The organism is Rhodococcus sp. WAY2 (assembly GCF_009859915.1).
GTDB lineage: Bacteria > Actinomycetota > Actinomycetes > Mycobacteriales > Mycobacteriaceae > Rhodococcus_F > Rhodococcus_F oxybenzonivorans.
Genome location: NZ_CP046572.1, coordinates 4,418,241 through 4,431,922 on the forward strand (window position 1 = coordinate 4,418,241; position 13,682 = coordinate 4,431,922).

General features: G+C 63.7%; 11 protein-coding genes. 2 read left to right on the forward strand and 9 right to left on the reverse strand.

The features are described 5' to 3' along the window. Nucleotides 1-114: 114 nt before the first annotated feature. Together GFS60_RS20185 and GFS60_RS20190 are read right to left on the reverse strand one after the other, a co-directional pair. Nucleotides 115-1,320, reverse strand: a complete 1,206-nt coding sequence (locus GFS60_RS20185) for an alpha/beta hydrolase (protein WP_236603214.1) — start codon at nucleotides 1,318-1,320, stop codon at nucleotides 115-117. 232 nt (nucleotides 1,321-1,552) lie between these two features. Continuing rightward, nucleotides 1,553-2,809: an MFS transporter gene (locus GFS60_RS20190; RefSeq protein WP_159923978.1), complete on the reverse strand. Its 1,257-nt coding sequence runs from the start codon at nucleotides 2,807-2,809 to the stop codon at nucleotides 1,553-1,555. A 168-nt stretch (nucleotides 2,810-2,977) separates the two neighbouring features. Here GFS60_RS20190 and GFS60_RS20195 point away from each other — a divergent pair, with 168 nt between their 5' ends. Both GFS60_RS20195 and GFS60_RS20200 read left to right on the forward strand, forming a co-directional pair. Next, nucleotides 2,978-3,904: a helix-turn-helix transcriptional regulator gene (locus GFS60_RS20195; protein WP_159923980.1), complete on the forward strand. Its 927-nt coding sequence runs from the start codon at nucleotides 2,978-2,980 to the stop codon at nucleotides 3,902-3,904. A gap of 31 nt (nucleotides 3,905-3,935) precedes the next feature. Then, nucleotides 3,936-4,622 carry a DNA alkylation repair protein gene (locus GFS60_RS20200; RefSeq protein WP_159923982.1) on the forward strand — a complete coding sequence of 229 codons (687 nt, stop codon included), beginning with the start codon at nucleotides 3,936-3,938 and terminating at the stop codon, nucleotides 4,620-4,622. Nucleotides 4,623-4,736: 114 nt separating this feature from the next. Here the strand turns inward: GFS60_RS20200 and GFS60_RS20205 are convergent, their stop codons facing one another. From GFS60_RS20205 to GFS60_RS20235, 7 genes are all read right to left on the reverse strand, one after another. Then, nucleotides 4,737-6,173 carry an aldehyde dehydrogenase family protein gene (locus tag GFS60_RS20205; protein ID WP_159923984.1) on the reverse strand — a complete coding sequence of 479 codons (1,437 nt, stop codon included), beginning with the start codon at nucleotides 6,171-6,173 and terminating at the stop codon, nucleotides 4,737-4,739. Between the two features lie 312 nt (nucleotides 6,174-6,485). After that, nucleotides 6,486-7,016: a MaoC family dehydratase gene (locus tag GFS60_RS20210; RefSeq protein WP_201453405.1), complete on the reverse strand. Its 531-nt coding sequence runs from the start codon at nucleotides 7,014-7,016 to the stop codon at nucleotides 6,486-6,488. Between the two features lie 2 nt (nucleotides 7,017-7,018). Beyond that, entirely contained in the window at nucleotides 7,019-7,996 is a 978-nt protein-coding gene (locus GFS60_RS20215) for an HpcH/HpaI aldolase/citrate lyase family protein (RefSeq protein ID WP_109333456.1), read from the reverse strand. A gap of 10 nt (nucleotides 7,997-8,006) precedes the next feature. Then, on the reverse strand, nucleotides 8,007-9,218 hold the full coding sequence (locus GFS60_RS20220) for a CaiB/BaiF CoA transferase family protein (RefSeq protein WP_159923986.1): 1,212 nt from the start codon (nucleotides 9,216-9,218) through the stop codon (nucleotides 8,007-8,009). After that, nucleotides 9,215-10,405, reverse strand: coding sequence for an acyl-CoA dehydrogenase family protein (locus GFS60_RS20225; protein ID WP_159923988.1), 1,191 nt, complete (start codon nucleotides 10,403-10,405; stop codon nucleotides 9,215-9,217). Before GFS60_RS20225 ends, GFS60_RS20220 begins: the two co-directional genes overlap by 4 nt. 504 nt (nucleotides 10,406-10,909) lie before the next feature. Continuing rightward, nucleotides 10,910-11,992, reverse strand: a complete 1,083-nt coding sequence (hisC, locus tag GFS60_RS20230; protein WP_159923990.1) for a histidinol-phosphate transaminase — start codon at nucleotides 11,990-11,992, stop codon at nucleotides 10,910-10,912. After that, nucleotides 11,989-13,671, reverse strand: a complete 1,683-nt coding sequence (locus GFS60_RS20235; protein WP_159923992.1) for a nitrite/sulfite reductase — start codon at nucleotides 13,669-13,671, stop codon at nucleotides 11,989-11,991. Before GFS60_RS20235 ends, hisC begins: the two co-directional genes overlap by 4 nt. Nucleotides 13,672-13,682: the final 11 nt, after the last annotated feature.

A 13,682-nucleotide genomic window follows, 5' to 3' on the forward strand; every position in this document is an offset into this window, starting at 1 on the left:
GGTGATCGCGATGGCCAGCCCGATCGCACCGGTTCCTGCTCGATCGTGATTGTCGGGACTTCTATTCCGGGTCATAGGTGTCCTCACCGGGGCTCGATGACTGCTCACATGCCGTCAGGCGAGGTTCTGGGTGTAGAACTCGGACAGCTTGTCGAACGGAATCAATTCAGTGCGGTCGTAGAGGTCGACGTGACCGGCGCCGGGCACGATCACCAGTTCCTTGCGGTCACCGGCGAGGCGATAGGCCTCTTCACTGAACTCGCGGGAGTGGGCATTTTCACCGGTGACGAACAGCATCGGGCGGGGCGAGATGGTCTCGATGTCGTTGAAGGGGTAGAAGTTCATGAACTTCGCGTTGCTCGACAACGTCGGGTGCGTGGTCAGGTCCGGGGTGGTGCCTTCGGGGGTGAATGCTCCGCGCTGTGTGCGGTAGAAGTCGTAGAACTCGCGTTCGATGGGGGTCGAGTCCGCGGCCAGTTCATGGACGGTGCCGCTGGTGTATTCGGTGGCGCCGCCGGTGAATTCGGCATCACGCTGCGTGGCTGCTTGGGCGAGCATTGCCTGGCGTTGCTCGGGGGTGACGGAGTGGCCCAGCCCGTTGCGGTTGGCAGCGCCCATGTCGTACATGCTGACGGTGGCGACGGCTTTGATACGGGGGTCGATCTTGGCGGCGGAAATGACGAAACTGCCGCTGCCGCAGATGCCGAGTGCGCCGATACGTTCGGGGTCGACGGTGTCCTGGGTGCGCAGGAAGTCCACGCCGGCTGAGAAGGTTTCGGTGTAGAGGTCGGGGGCGACGGCGTTGCGGGGTTCACCCGCGCTGCCGCCCCAGAACGCCAGGTCCAGGGCGAGCGTGACGAAGCCTTGTTCGGCCATTTTGGTGGCGTAGAGGTTGGCGCTTTGCTCTTTGACCGCGCCCATGGGGTGGCCGACGACCATCGCGGCTGCGCGGGTGCCGGGGGCGAGGTTCTTGGGGACGAACAGGTTGCCGGAGACGTCCATCTGGTACTGGTTCTTGAAAATCACTGGCTGCATGGTGACCCGGTCACTGGTGTAGAAGTTGTCGGCACCGTGGGACAGGTCCCCCGAGGCCACGTTCGCCACCTGCGAGGCGGGAGCTGCGGCGGAGGTGGTCGAGTCGGCGCCGGAGCAGGCCGATGCGGCCAGGACGGCGAGCGTGGCAATGCCGGCGCCGGCGATTCTGGTCCAGCGGTGATGGCCTCGGCGCGGGGTGATCGTGGTGGTCGGCTCGATGATCTTCGGGTCTTCCCGCTCGATGCCGCGAACTTCGCCGGGGGCATACATCATTACTCCACGCATACTGGTGGTCCTCTTCTGTTGTTGGGTGGTCAGGCTGCGGTGGTGGTGAGGGTGGCGTTGCCGCCGGCGTCGGTGATGGCGTCGAGTCCGGTGTCGATCTCACCGCGAGTTCGCGAGGCAGTCGTCCGGCCTTCTCGCGACCGTCGAGGGCGTGCAGGGCGCGAGGACGACCAGCCCGGTGATTCTGGGGCGCATGGTGTTTCTCCTATCGATACCGGTGTTCAGCCGCGCTCTAGCCCACTGACGTGGGGACCCGCTGCGTCTCGTCGGACGGTCGGGAAGGTGTGTGGGCAGCGGCAGGACGCGCCCGGGCGGTAGCCAGCAGCGCGATCGGTATCAGTGCGGTGGCGGTGATCGCGGCGCCGAGGACCGCCGGCCCGACCACACCCAGTGACGTCGACAGGGTGGTCGCGGCCAACGCCGATCCGGCGGCGGTGCCGAGGTTGAACGCCGCGGTCGCCAGCGACGAGGCCAGCCGTGAGCCATGTCCGGCGAATCGCATGGTCTGGGCAATCAGAACCGGGTTCGCCCCGAGCCCGGAGGCACCCAGAACAACGATCAGGCCCACCATGATCGCCGAGTGGCTTGCGGTCGCCGCGAGGACGAGCAGCAGAACCGAGGTCAGCGTCACCGCCGCGGCGATGGTCGGCAGCGGCCACCGGTCGCCGATTCGACCACCCAGGGCGGTGCCCACGAGGGCACCGACACCGAACCCGACGAGGACCAGCGGCACCAGCGCGGGGGAGATGCCCGCGCGGTCGGTCAGCAGCGGGCTGATGAAGCTGTAGGCGCCGAGGAACCCGGCCTGGGCGAGCACGATCACACTCAGCAGCACCCACACGCGCCATGGACGCACCGCCGAGATCTCCGAGCGCATAGACACCCTCACGGCACCCCCGGGCGCGGTGGCTGGAGTGAACCGAACGACTGCGACGATCGCCGGAACTGTCAGCACGGCCAGCATCCAGAACGGGCCCCGCCAGCCGCTGAACTGACCGGCAAACGTGCCTAGCGGCACACCCGCGACCACGGCCAGGCTGAGCCCACCCGACATCACCCCCAGCGCACGCGCGCTGGCTCCTGGCCCGGCGACCGCGGCCGCCACCACCGCACCGGTCGCCCAGAATGCGCCGGTGGCCAGCGCAGTCCCCACCCGCGAAGCGGTCACCACGGCAAATGATTCACTTATCGCGGCCACCCCATGGCCGGCCGCGAACACCACCAGCGCGCCGACCAGGGTGACCCGTGTAGGCAAGCGCAGCGTGGCCAGCGCCATCACGGGTGGCCCGACGATCATGCCGACCGCGAACGCCGTGACCAGCAATCCGGCCTGTGCGATATCCACACCCAGATCCGCGGCGATGTCGGGCAGAAGTCCGGCGACCATGAACTCGGTGGTGCCCATCAGGAAGATCCCGGCCGCCAACACGTACACCAGGACAGGCAGCCTGGTGTTCGGCTTCATTCGGATTGCCGGCTGCGCGGTCATGTCACCTCGTTGTCTCGACATTGCTCGGATCCGGAGCACGTGTGCGCTCCGGCATCCATGCAACGCCGCACACGGCCGCTGTGGGAGGCGAAGATGAGAGGGGTGCCGGCGACACCCCTCTCGCTAGAACCTGGCAATCACCGGCACGTGGGTCGTAACGTCGCGTCTATGGAGTCCACCGAACGAGCGGCCGAGATCGGCCGGTTCCTGGCGTCACGGCGGGCCAAGATCACCCCCGAGCACGTCGGTCTGCCCGTCTACGACGCCGCAAAACGCCGTGTTCCCGGCCTACGCCGCCAGGAGGTCGCCACCCTGGCCGGGCTCTCGGTGGATTACTACACCCAGATCGAGCGCGGCAAGGTCACGGGGGTTTCCGAATCGGTGCTCGACGCCATCGCGCGTGCCCTGGAACTCGACGACGCCGAACGCTCCCACCTGTTCGACCTGCACCGTGCCGTCACTACCGGACCACAGCGGAGCAGACCCCGCCGCACCAAGACCATCCGGCCGATGGTGCAGCGGCTGTGTGACAACTACCTCGGGCCCGCGTTCGTGCGCAACGCCCGCCACGATCTCGTCTGCGGGAACCAATTGGCGTACGCCTTCTACAGCCCGCTGTACGCGGACCCACTACATCCCGACCCCAATCAGCCGGTCAACTTCGTGCGGTTCTGCTTCCTCGACCCCCGCGCACGCGAGTTCTACCCCGACTGGGACCTGATGGCCGACAGCTCGGTCAACCTGTTGCGCACCGACGCCGGCCGCGACCCCTACGATCGCAGCATTTCCGACCTGGTCTGCGAATTGTCCATCCGCAGCGAGGAATTCCGGGTTCGCTGGGCCAAACACAATGTGCGCCTGCACTACACCGGATCCAAAAATTTTCACCATCCCGTCGTCGGCGACATCACCATCGGCTACGAAACGATGCCGTTGCCCGCCGACCCCGGTCTGGTGCTGACCCTCTACAGCCCCGAACCCGGCAGTACGTCGGCCGACGCCATGACCCTGCTCGCCAACTGGGCCGCCACCAACCTCGGCAACACCACAGCCGTCGATACTGCAGGTCAGCAACGTGTCGACCCCTCGTCGTAGGGTGTTCCCACGCGACGGACAGGAGAGAGACGTGGCTCAGACGACGGCGAACCCCACAACGGTGGCCGAGGTGTTGGCCGAGCTGGCAGAGCTCGAGGACCCGAGGGCCCGCGAGGTGAACGTCAAGCACGGCGATGACCACGGCGTGAACCTCGGCAAGCTGCGCGCACTTGCCAAGCGGCTGAAGACCCAGCAGGAACTGGCCCGCGAGCTCTGGGACACCGATGACAGCGCGGCGAGACTGCTGGCGATCCTGATCTGCCGCCCGAAGGCGTTCGAGAGTGACGAATTGGATGCCATGCTGCGTCAGGCGCGCACCCCCAAGGTGCACGACTGGCTCGTCAACTATGTAGTGAAGAAGAACCCGCACGCCGAGGAGTTACGCCTGGCCTGGTTCGCCGATCCGGATCCGGTGGTCGCCAGTGCCGGGTGGGCGTTGACCACCGATCGCGTGGCGAAGAAACCCGAGGGCCTCGACCTCGCAGGACTGCTCGACATCATCGAAGCGCAGATGAAGGATGCCCCGGATCGCTTGCAGTGGGCGATGAATTCCTGCTTGGCGCAGATCGGAATCGAGCACGCCGAGCACCGCGCCCGCGCCATCGACATCGGCGAGCGGCTGCACGTGCTCGAGGATTACCCGACGCCCCCGAACTGCACCTCACCCTTCGCGCCGGTCTGGATCACCGAGATGGTGAACCGACAACACGAGAAGTAGGCGCATTCGAGCTCACGTCCGTGGCTCCACTGCTCATTCGGTACGGGCGGCGGCGTTAGTCCTCTCGGCGCCTGACCTTTCCGGCTCGCGGCGCAGCGGTGTTTTCGAACGCCATCACAGGCGGGCGGTGACTGTCTTCAGTTGACAGTAGTGCTTGAGTGCCTCAAAGCCCTTCTCTCTCCCGAACCCGCTTGTTTTATAGCCTCCGAACGGGGTTTCGACACCACCAGCGAAGTACTCGTTGATGAACACCTGGCCCGCCTCGATGGCACCGGCGACACGGTGAGCGCGGCCGAGATCTTGGGTCCACACGCCCGCGACAAGTCCGTAGTCGCTGTCGTTGGCGATTTCGACTGCCTCTCGGTCAGAATCGAATCGGAGCACGGTCAGCACTGGGCCGAAGATTTCTTCGCGGGCCACGCGCATGGTGTTGTCGACGTCGACGAAGACTGTCGGCTCGATGAACAACCCGCGGCCGAGCCGTCCGATGTCGGCCACTTTTCCACCTGCCGCGACGCGTGCACCTTCACGGGGTCCCAGCTCGAGATAGGAGCGGACCTTGTCGAATTGGCCGCGGGTGGCCAAGGATCCGATGTCGGGGTCCTCGATGCCCGGTCCAATGACCGTAGTCTTCGCTTGAAGGACGAGCCTGTCGACCAACTCGTCGTGCACTGATGAATGCACAAGTAACCGGCTGCCGGCAGAACACACCTGTCCAGCCTTGGTGGTGAAGGCAGTCCACGCGCCTGCCGCCGCGGCGTCGAGGTCGGCGTCGCCGAAAACTATGTTGGGCGACTTACCGCCCAACTCGAGGGTTAGCGGAATCAGTCGTCGGGCGGCGGCTTGCATAATGGCCCGGCCAGTTTCGACTGAACCGGTGAAGACAATCTTGCGGACGAGGGCGTGGCCTGTCAGCGCAGCGCCTGCGTCGGCGCCAAACCCGGGGACGACATTCAGGATACCTGCGGGTAATCCGGCTTCCACGGCGAAGCGGCTCATCTCGAGGGCAGACAGTGGTGTGTCTTCCGCGGGTTTGAGAACCACCACATTGCCCATCGCGAGCGCCGGGGCAATCGCCCGCGCGGCCTGGTTGATCGGCGCGTTCCATGGGGTGACGACACCGATGACACCGAACGGTTCATTACGGGTATACGAGAGATAGTCGGGTCCGAGTGGGATCGTCTCGCCGTGGACCTTGTCTGCGGCTCCACCGTAGTACTCGAAGTATCGTGCGGCGGTCTCGATATCTATCTTCGACTGTGAGAGCGTCTGACCAGTGTCCAGCGTTTCGATTCGGGCGAGGTCCTCCGCGTGTAGTCGCAGTGTGCGAGCTATCTCGAGCAGGATACGACCGCGGTTGGCGGCCGGAGTATCACGCCATGAGGCGAAGGCGCCCTGCGCTACGGCAACAGCTGAGTCGATGTCTTCCGCCTGACCGAGCGCAACCTCGGCGATGACCTCGCCTGTTGCGGGGTCGCGGGTGGAAAAGTACTGCCCACCCTTGGTGGGCTCGTCATGTCCGCCGACGAACGCTCCGTACCGTTCTCGCATGGTGCTTCCTTCTTCGAGTGTGCACCGCGTGGCCGCCGGTCACGTCTCGGTGAGGCCGCACATCGGCACAGCGTTTCTGCTTTATAGCGTCGATCGCCTCAGCGATCTCTGTCAAGCACAGCCGAATCGGGGTTCGGTGCGGCTGGCGTATGAACGTCCATGGGGCGGGCTGGGTGCTTCACTGATCGGGTGGACACCCAGCCCACTCCCGGGACGATCGGGGGGAAACGAAAATACCCATATCGGTCCGGCACAATCGAGCTTGCCGGTTGGTCACCGACGACGAGGGTGTGAATGATCCCGCGTAGTCGACTACGCGTGTGGCGCGGGGCGAGCGGGTTGATCGCCGCCGTGTGTGTCACCGTAGCTTCGCTTGGGTACGAGCACTTTGCGTCTGAAAATGCACACGATTTGCCCGTCCTGCTTGTAGCCACGGGTTTCGACGTACACGACGCCCCGGTCCGCCTTCGACTTCGAGGGGGTAACTTCCAGGACCTGGGTTTCACCGTAGATCGTGTCACCGTGGAACGTGGGTTTGACGTGCCGCAGTGATTCGATCTCGAGGTTGGCGATCGCCTTGCCGGAGACATCCTGTACCGACATGCCGAGCAGCAGCGAGTAGATGTAGTTGCCCACCACCACGTTGCGGCCAAAATCGGTCGTCTCGCCGGCGAAGTGACTGTTGATGTGCAAGGGATGGTGGTTCATCGTGAGGAGACAGAACAAGTGGTCGTCGTACTCGGTGACGGTCTTGCCTGGCCAGTGCTTGTAAATGGCGCCGACCTCGAAGTCCTCCAGGTAACGGCCGAACTGCATGTTCTGTTCTTTTTCGATGGTTGTCATGTTCAGACTCCAGTCTTCACGGTTTCGGGTTCGGCCTGCCACACGTCGAGGCGTTCCATGCCCGCGGCGCGGCCCTGACCTGCGATGACCAGGGCCATCTTGCGGGAAGCTTCATCGATCATCTCGTCGCCGAGCATGACGGCGCCCTTGCGGCCCCCTCGATCAGAGGTAAACCACTCGTAGGCGGCGAGAATGTTCTCGGCATGGTCGTAGTCGGCTTGTGCGGGACTGAAGGTATGGTTGGCCGCCTCGATCTGGCCAGGGTGCAGCACCCATTTTCCGTCGTAGCCGAGGGCGGCGGCGCGGCCGGCTACCTGGCGGAAGCCGTCGACGTTTCGGATCTGCACGTAGGGACCGTCGATCGCCTGTAACCCGTTCGCCCGAGCCGCCATCAAGATCCGCATCAGCGGGTAGTGGAATGCATCCCCGATCTCGTAGCCTGGGGGCTGCTCACCGATGACCAGTGACTTCATATTGATGCTTGCCATGAAGTCTGCCGGTCCGAAGATAATTGTTTCGGTGCGCGCCGAAGCGGCCGCGATCTCGTCGACGTTGATCAGTCCGGCGGCATCCTCGATCTGCGCTTCGATGCCGATACGCCCGACCTCGAACCCCATAGTCTTTTCGATCTGCGTCAAAGTCAGGTCCAGCCAGGCGATCTGTGCTGCGGACTGCACCTTGGGAAGCATGATGCAGTCGAGGTTCTCACCCGCTCCCTCGACGACCTCCACCACGTCTCGGTAGGTCCAATGGGTGGTGAGGTCGTTGACTCGCACTACGCGGATCTTCGATCCCCAGCCGCCTTCGTTGAGTGCGGCGACAATGGTTTTTCGTGCGCCGGGCTTCGCGAGTGGTGCGCAGGCATCTTCGAGGTCGAGAAAGACCTGATCAGCGTCGAGGCCCTTCGCCTTCTCGATCATCTTCGGGCTCGAGCCGGGGACGGCGAGGCAGGACCGCCGCGGTCGTTGCGTTTTCGTCATTGAATCTCCCTTATCTTGTTTCTTCGAGTTGGTAGATGGCTGTGGTGCTCTCGGGCCGGCCCAACACTTCGTCGGTATGCTCGCCGAGCAGTGGCGCTCGCCGGAGGCGGGTCGGGGGAGCATCCGCGAATTTGATCGGGGTATTGGCAATCGTCAGCGGACGGGGTACGCCGGGATGCTCGACCTCGACCAGCATGTTTCGGGCGTGTACATGTGGATCGGTGTAGATGTCCTCGACGGTATTGACCGGCGCGACAGGCACCTTGCCGCTCAGTGCTTTTACGATCTGATTCTTGGTCCGCGTGGTGGTCCACTCGGTGATCGCAGACATGGTGAAGTCACGATTCGCGAGTCGCCTGACGTTGTCCGATGTGCGACTGTCGGTTGCCAACTCGGGGCGACCGATTACCACGCAGAGTTGCTTCCAGTGATTATCGCCCGGCGCAGCGATACTGACCCACCCATCAGCGGCGGGGACAACATCGAAAGGACAGAGCAGGGGATGGCTATTTCCTTGACGCGTCGGCACATCCCCTGTGTAGGAGTGCTGGTACACGGTTCGTTCGCACATTGCCAGCATGGCGTCGTACATCGATACGTCAACGAAACTACCCACCCCGTCGCGACGCGCACGGTGCACGGCCGAAAGCACGCCGATAGCCGCAAACAGTGCCGGCACGGTATCACCGAGCCCGGGACCCGTCTTGATCGGGGGGCGGCCGGGTTCACCTGTGATTTCCATCAGGCCACTGAGAGCTTGGACGGTGATGTCGTAGGCGGGCCAGTCCCGCATCGGGCTGCTGCCGGTGCGTTCGTCACCGAATCCGCGGATCGCCGCGTACACCAGGTGCGGATTGGCTTCGCGGAGACGCTCGTACGACAGTCCGAGCCGGTCCATGACCCCGTGACGAAAGTTCTCCACGACGACGTCGGCGTGGGCGACGAGTTCGAGCAGCGAGGAGCGACCCGCTTCGGTGGTGAGGTCGAGCACGACCCCGCGTTTGTTGCGATTGACGCTCTGGAAATATCCGCCGAACGCGCGTAATTCGTCGTCGGGTGCGAACGGTCCCTGTGCTCGGATGAAATCACCGTGAGGCGGTTCGACCTTGATCACGTCGGCGCCCAGATCCGCCAGAACCATGGTGGCGAAAGGGCCGGCGAGCATTGTGGTCAGGTCGACCACCACCACATCGTTCAGTGGTCCCTCGGTCGGGGATTTCATCGCGCCGGCCTTCCGAGGATCGAGTCCGAGATGATCTTCAACTGGATCTCTGAGGTGCCCTCGAAGATTTTTGTCAGCTTCGCGTCCCGCCAGTGCCGTTCGACGGCGAAATCGGTGGTGTAGCCAGCACCACCGTGAATGTGAAGTGCCTCGCTGGTTACCCGCTCGGCCATTTCCGTCGCGAAGTACTTGACCATGGACGCCTCCACCGGGCTCGACTTCCCCGCGTCGACTGCCGCGCATACGCGATACATCAGTGAACGCGCTGCCTCTACCTCGGTGGCCATGTGTGCGATCTTGAATCGTATTGCCTGGTTGTCCCCGATTGGCCGGCCAAACTGAACACGTTGCTGCACATAGGCAATCGAGTCCTCGAGGGCCCCCCGGGCGACACCGATCGCTCGTGCGGCGGTATGGACCCGGGCGGTCTCCAGGTCTCCCATGGCGACTTTGAAACCTTCGCCCTCCGGCCCGACCAGGGCATCGGATGCGGCGTATGCGTTGTCGAACGAAAGCTCCCACGTTCGCCATCCGTGGTAACCGATCTTGCGCACCGGGGTACCTGTGACGCCCTCAGGCAGCTCCCCGCGAGGTTTCGGCATGATGAAGCAACTGATTCCTCGGGAGCGATGTTCCCGATCGAGCGGTGCGGTACGCGCAAAAACCTGGAGGTAGTCGGCTCCGTCGGCGAACGTGCACCACATCTTCTGGCCGCTGATCCGCCACCCGTCTGCGTCCCTGGACGCCCTTGTCGACAGAGCGGCCACATCGGATCCTGCATCGGGCTCGGAAAGAGCAAACGCGCTGAGGAAATCTCCAGTCGCCATGCGCGGTAGATACTTTCGGCGCTGCTCTTCGGTGAATCCCGCTGTGAACTGCTGCCCACGAGCAATCAAACTCGACACACTCATCCACGCGCGTGCGAGTTCCTCGACGATGACGGCGTACTCGAAGACCCCGAGGCCCAGTCCGCCGTACTCCTCCGGAATGAGGACACCGAAGAATCCCAGATCCGCCATCTTCCGGCGCAGTTCCATTGGGATGTCGCCCTTGACCGGGTCGAGTTCGTTCGCCACCGGCAGTACTTCCTTGGCGGCGAATTCCCGTGCCATTGCCTGAATCGCGAGACGCTCTTCGGTGAGATATTCGCTTCCGGGCGACTCGACGTCGCCAACTACAGCAGTCATAAGACTCAACCCTTCGTGTGTGCCGTCTAGCGGCACAGTGTTCCGATATAGATAAGAATGCCGTACGAACGTCGATGGAGTCAACCCCGTTCAGCATGGCTACAGCGACTGCAAAGGTGTTTTTGTGCGCGTCAAGGCGTGCGAGGGTCTCGTCCCAAGTATCCGAAACGGGGAGGTGGGGCGGTGGAATCGTGCCGCTAGTTAGCACGCTATGTCTATCAGAGACAGGTCGACAGTCTCAGTGCCGCGTCCGGTCGGTGCCATGGGGCCACGGCTCGAAACTTCGACCGTTCTGCCGCAGCGCTCCCCGCGCGGTCGAAGGCGCGCGGTCTCAGTTTCGGTGCGGAATGCCAGGCGCGGGAAGTGCCTGGATGGTGTCCCTAGACCGACGCGGTCGGCCCGTCGGCGCACATCATGCCGCGGCTGTGCGCCGGTAGAAGACCGCCCTGGATTCCGCTCTGGCTCGACTGCGATTGTCCGCGGAAGGGGGCGCTCATCTGGTGTCTAACCGCCCATGGCCTGCCGGTCGATCAAAACGTCAACGCACGCGAGTAGATGGTCGTTGTCGCGCCGGCTGCCTATGGAGACTCGAATTCCCTCGGGTCCGATCTGTCGGACGAGCACACTGCGATCCGCCAGCTGTCGAACCTTCGCCATGGCATAGTGTTGCCGGGGGAGGAACAAGAAATTGGCCTGGCTGGGAACGACCTCGACTCCCTCGGCCGACAACGCACGAGAAATCCGTCTTCGCTCCGAGACCGTTGCGGTGATTCGGGATTCGAGTGCACTCGTCACCTCGGGCTCGAGACATGCGAGGGCAGCAGCCTGGGCGACAGACGAGACGGAGAAGGGAACCTGTACCGCCCGGAGGAGGGCGCAGACTTCCGGGGACGACAGTGCATATCCGATACGCAGCCCGGCCAAACCTGCTGACTTCGACAGTGACTTCAGGACGACAACGTTGGGAAATCGCCCGAGAAGTCTGGGACCGCTGGCCGCGTTCGGATCGGTGACGAACTCGCGGTAGCATTCGTCGACCACGACGACCAAATCGTCGGGCACAGCCTCCAAGAAGGATTCGAGGGCGGCCTGATCGACGGTCGTGCCGGTGGGGTTATTGGGAAGGCACAGGAACACCACACGTGTGCGGTCGGTGATTGCGGCGGCGATGCGGTTCAGGTCAAGTCGGTACTCGGAGGTGAGCGCGACTCGAATGGGGGTTGCGCCCACTAATTGCGCCGCGTGTTCGTAACTCGGGAAGGACGGCCACGGGTAGAGCACATCGGTTCCGGGGCCGGCGCAGGCGATGACGATGTTGCGCAGCAGGGTGCTCGATCCACTGTCGACGACGACGTGATCGGCCGGGAGATGCCATCGTTGCGCGAGAGCGCCGGTCAGGTCGCTGCTTGCGAAGTCGGGGTAGCGATTCGTGTGCGTGATGCTGGAGCGGATCGCTGCCTGCACCCTCTCCAGCAGGGGGAAGGGTGATTCGTTCGAGGCAAGCATCGCTACCTGGCGAGCGAGTGGCCCGACGTGCCCGGGTACGTAACCGTCCATTTCGAGGATGCCGGCGCGATGCCGAATCATGTGAGATCAGATTCGGCGGCACGCTGCACCCAGGACGCGAACTTCTCTGCTTCGACGCGATCGGCGACATAGCGGCGAACCACGCGTTCGACGTAGTCGGCGACCTCGGTCGCAGGTAGTTTGTGGCCACGCAACTTGCGCCCGAAGCTTGTGTCCAAGCCGAGGCTGCCCCCGAGATGCACCTGGAATCCCTCTACCTGGTTCGAGTTGGCGTCGGTGACGATCATTCCTTTGAGTCCGATGTCTGCGACTTGTATCCGTGCACAGGAATTCGGGCAACCGTTGAAATGCACAGTGATCGGGTGTTCGAGCTGATCCTCGATATCGGTCAGGCGTTGTTCGACCTCGGTGATGACAGTGGCCGCCCGCGCCTTGGTCTCGACGATTCCGTACTTGCAGAATTCGATGCCGGTGCATGCCATGGTGCTTCGTCGCCACGGCGTCGGCCGCGACGGGAATCCGAGGGTGTAAAGGTCGGATTGCAGTGAGCCGATGTGCTCGTCAGGCACGTCGAGTACTACCAGTTTCTGCATCGGGGTGATGCGGACTCGACGCGACCCGGCGGCTTCGGCCGCATCCGCGAGGTTGATAAGCATGGTTCCGCCGACCCTGCCGACGACGGGTGCGATTCCTACCGCGTGGAGACCATTCTTCTGGCGCTGAATACCGACGTGGTCGCGTGGTTCGTCGAGCGGTTCCGGTGCGGGCCCGTCTGCCATCGGCCGTCCGAGGTACTCCTGCTCCAGCACGTTGCGGAACTTTTCGACGCCCCAGTCCGCCACCAGAAACTTGAGCCGCGCCTTCGCCCGCAGGCGTCGGTACCCGTGGTCACGAAAGAGGGACACGATGCCGATCCACACGTCGGGCACGTCCTCGAGCGGCACCCAGGCACCCAGGCGCTCGCCGATCCGAGGATTAGTCGAGAGTCCACCGCCGACCCAGACGTCGAGTCCTGGGCCGAAGTCCGGGTGTTCTACCCCGATGAACGCGACATCGTTGATCTCGTGAACCACGTCCTGCAGTCCGGAGATGGCGGTCTTGAACTTGCGAGGCAGGTTGGAGTATTCGGGGTTGGCGATCAACCGTCGGGTGATTTCGTGTACGGCCGGTGTAGCGTCGAGGACTTCGTCGGCAGCGATCCCGGCCATGGGTGAACCGAGTACGACACGGGGAGTGTCCCCCGCGGATTCTGCGGTCGTCAGGCCGACACCTTCGAGTCGACGCCAGATCTCCGGCAAATCCTCCACTCGAATCCAGTGGAGCTGAACATTTTGACGGTCGGTCAAATCCGCTGTATCGCGGGCGAATTGCCTGGAGACTTCGCCGACGACCCTTAGCTGCTCGGTTGTCAGAGCCCCACCGTCGATTCGGATCCGGAGCATGAAGTGCTCATCCTCGAGCTCCTCAGGGGTCAGGGTGGCGGTTCGGCCACCGTCGATGCCTGGTGCTCGCTGGGTGTAGAGGCCCCACCAGCGAAAGCGACTGCGTCGATCAGTCGGGTCGATGCCGGCGACACCGGTGTGGCAGTACACCTCCTCGATCCGCTTGCGGACATTGAGGCCGTCGTCGTCCTGCTTCACCTTTTCGTTCACGTTGAGGGGCTCGCGTTCGCCCTGTGCCCACTGCCCCTCTTTTCGTAGGGGCTTTACCGCGGTGGGGCGGGTTCTCGGTGTCGTCATCGATGGTCCTC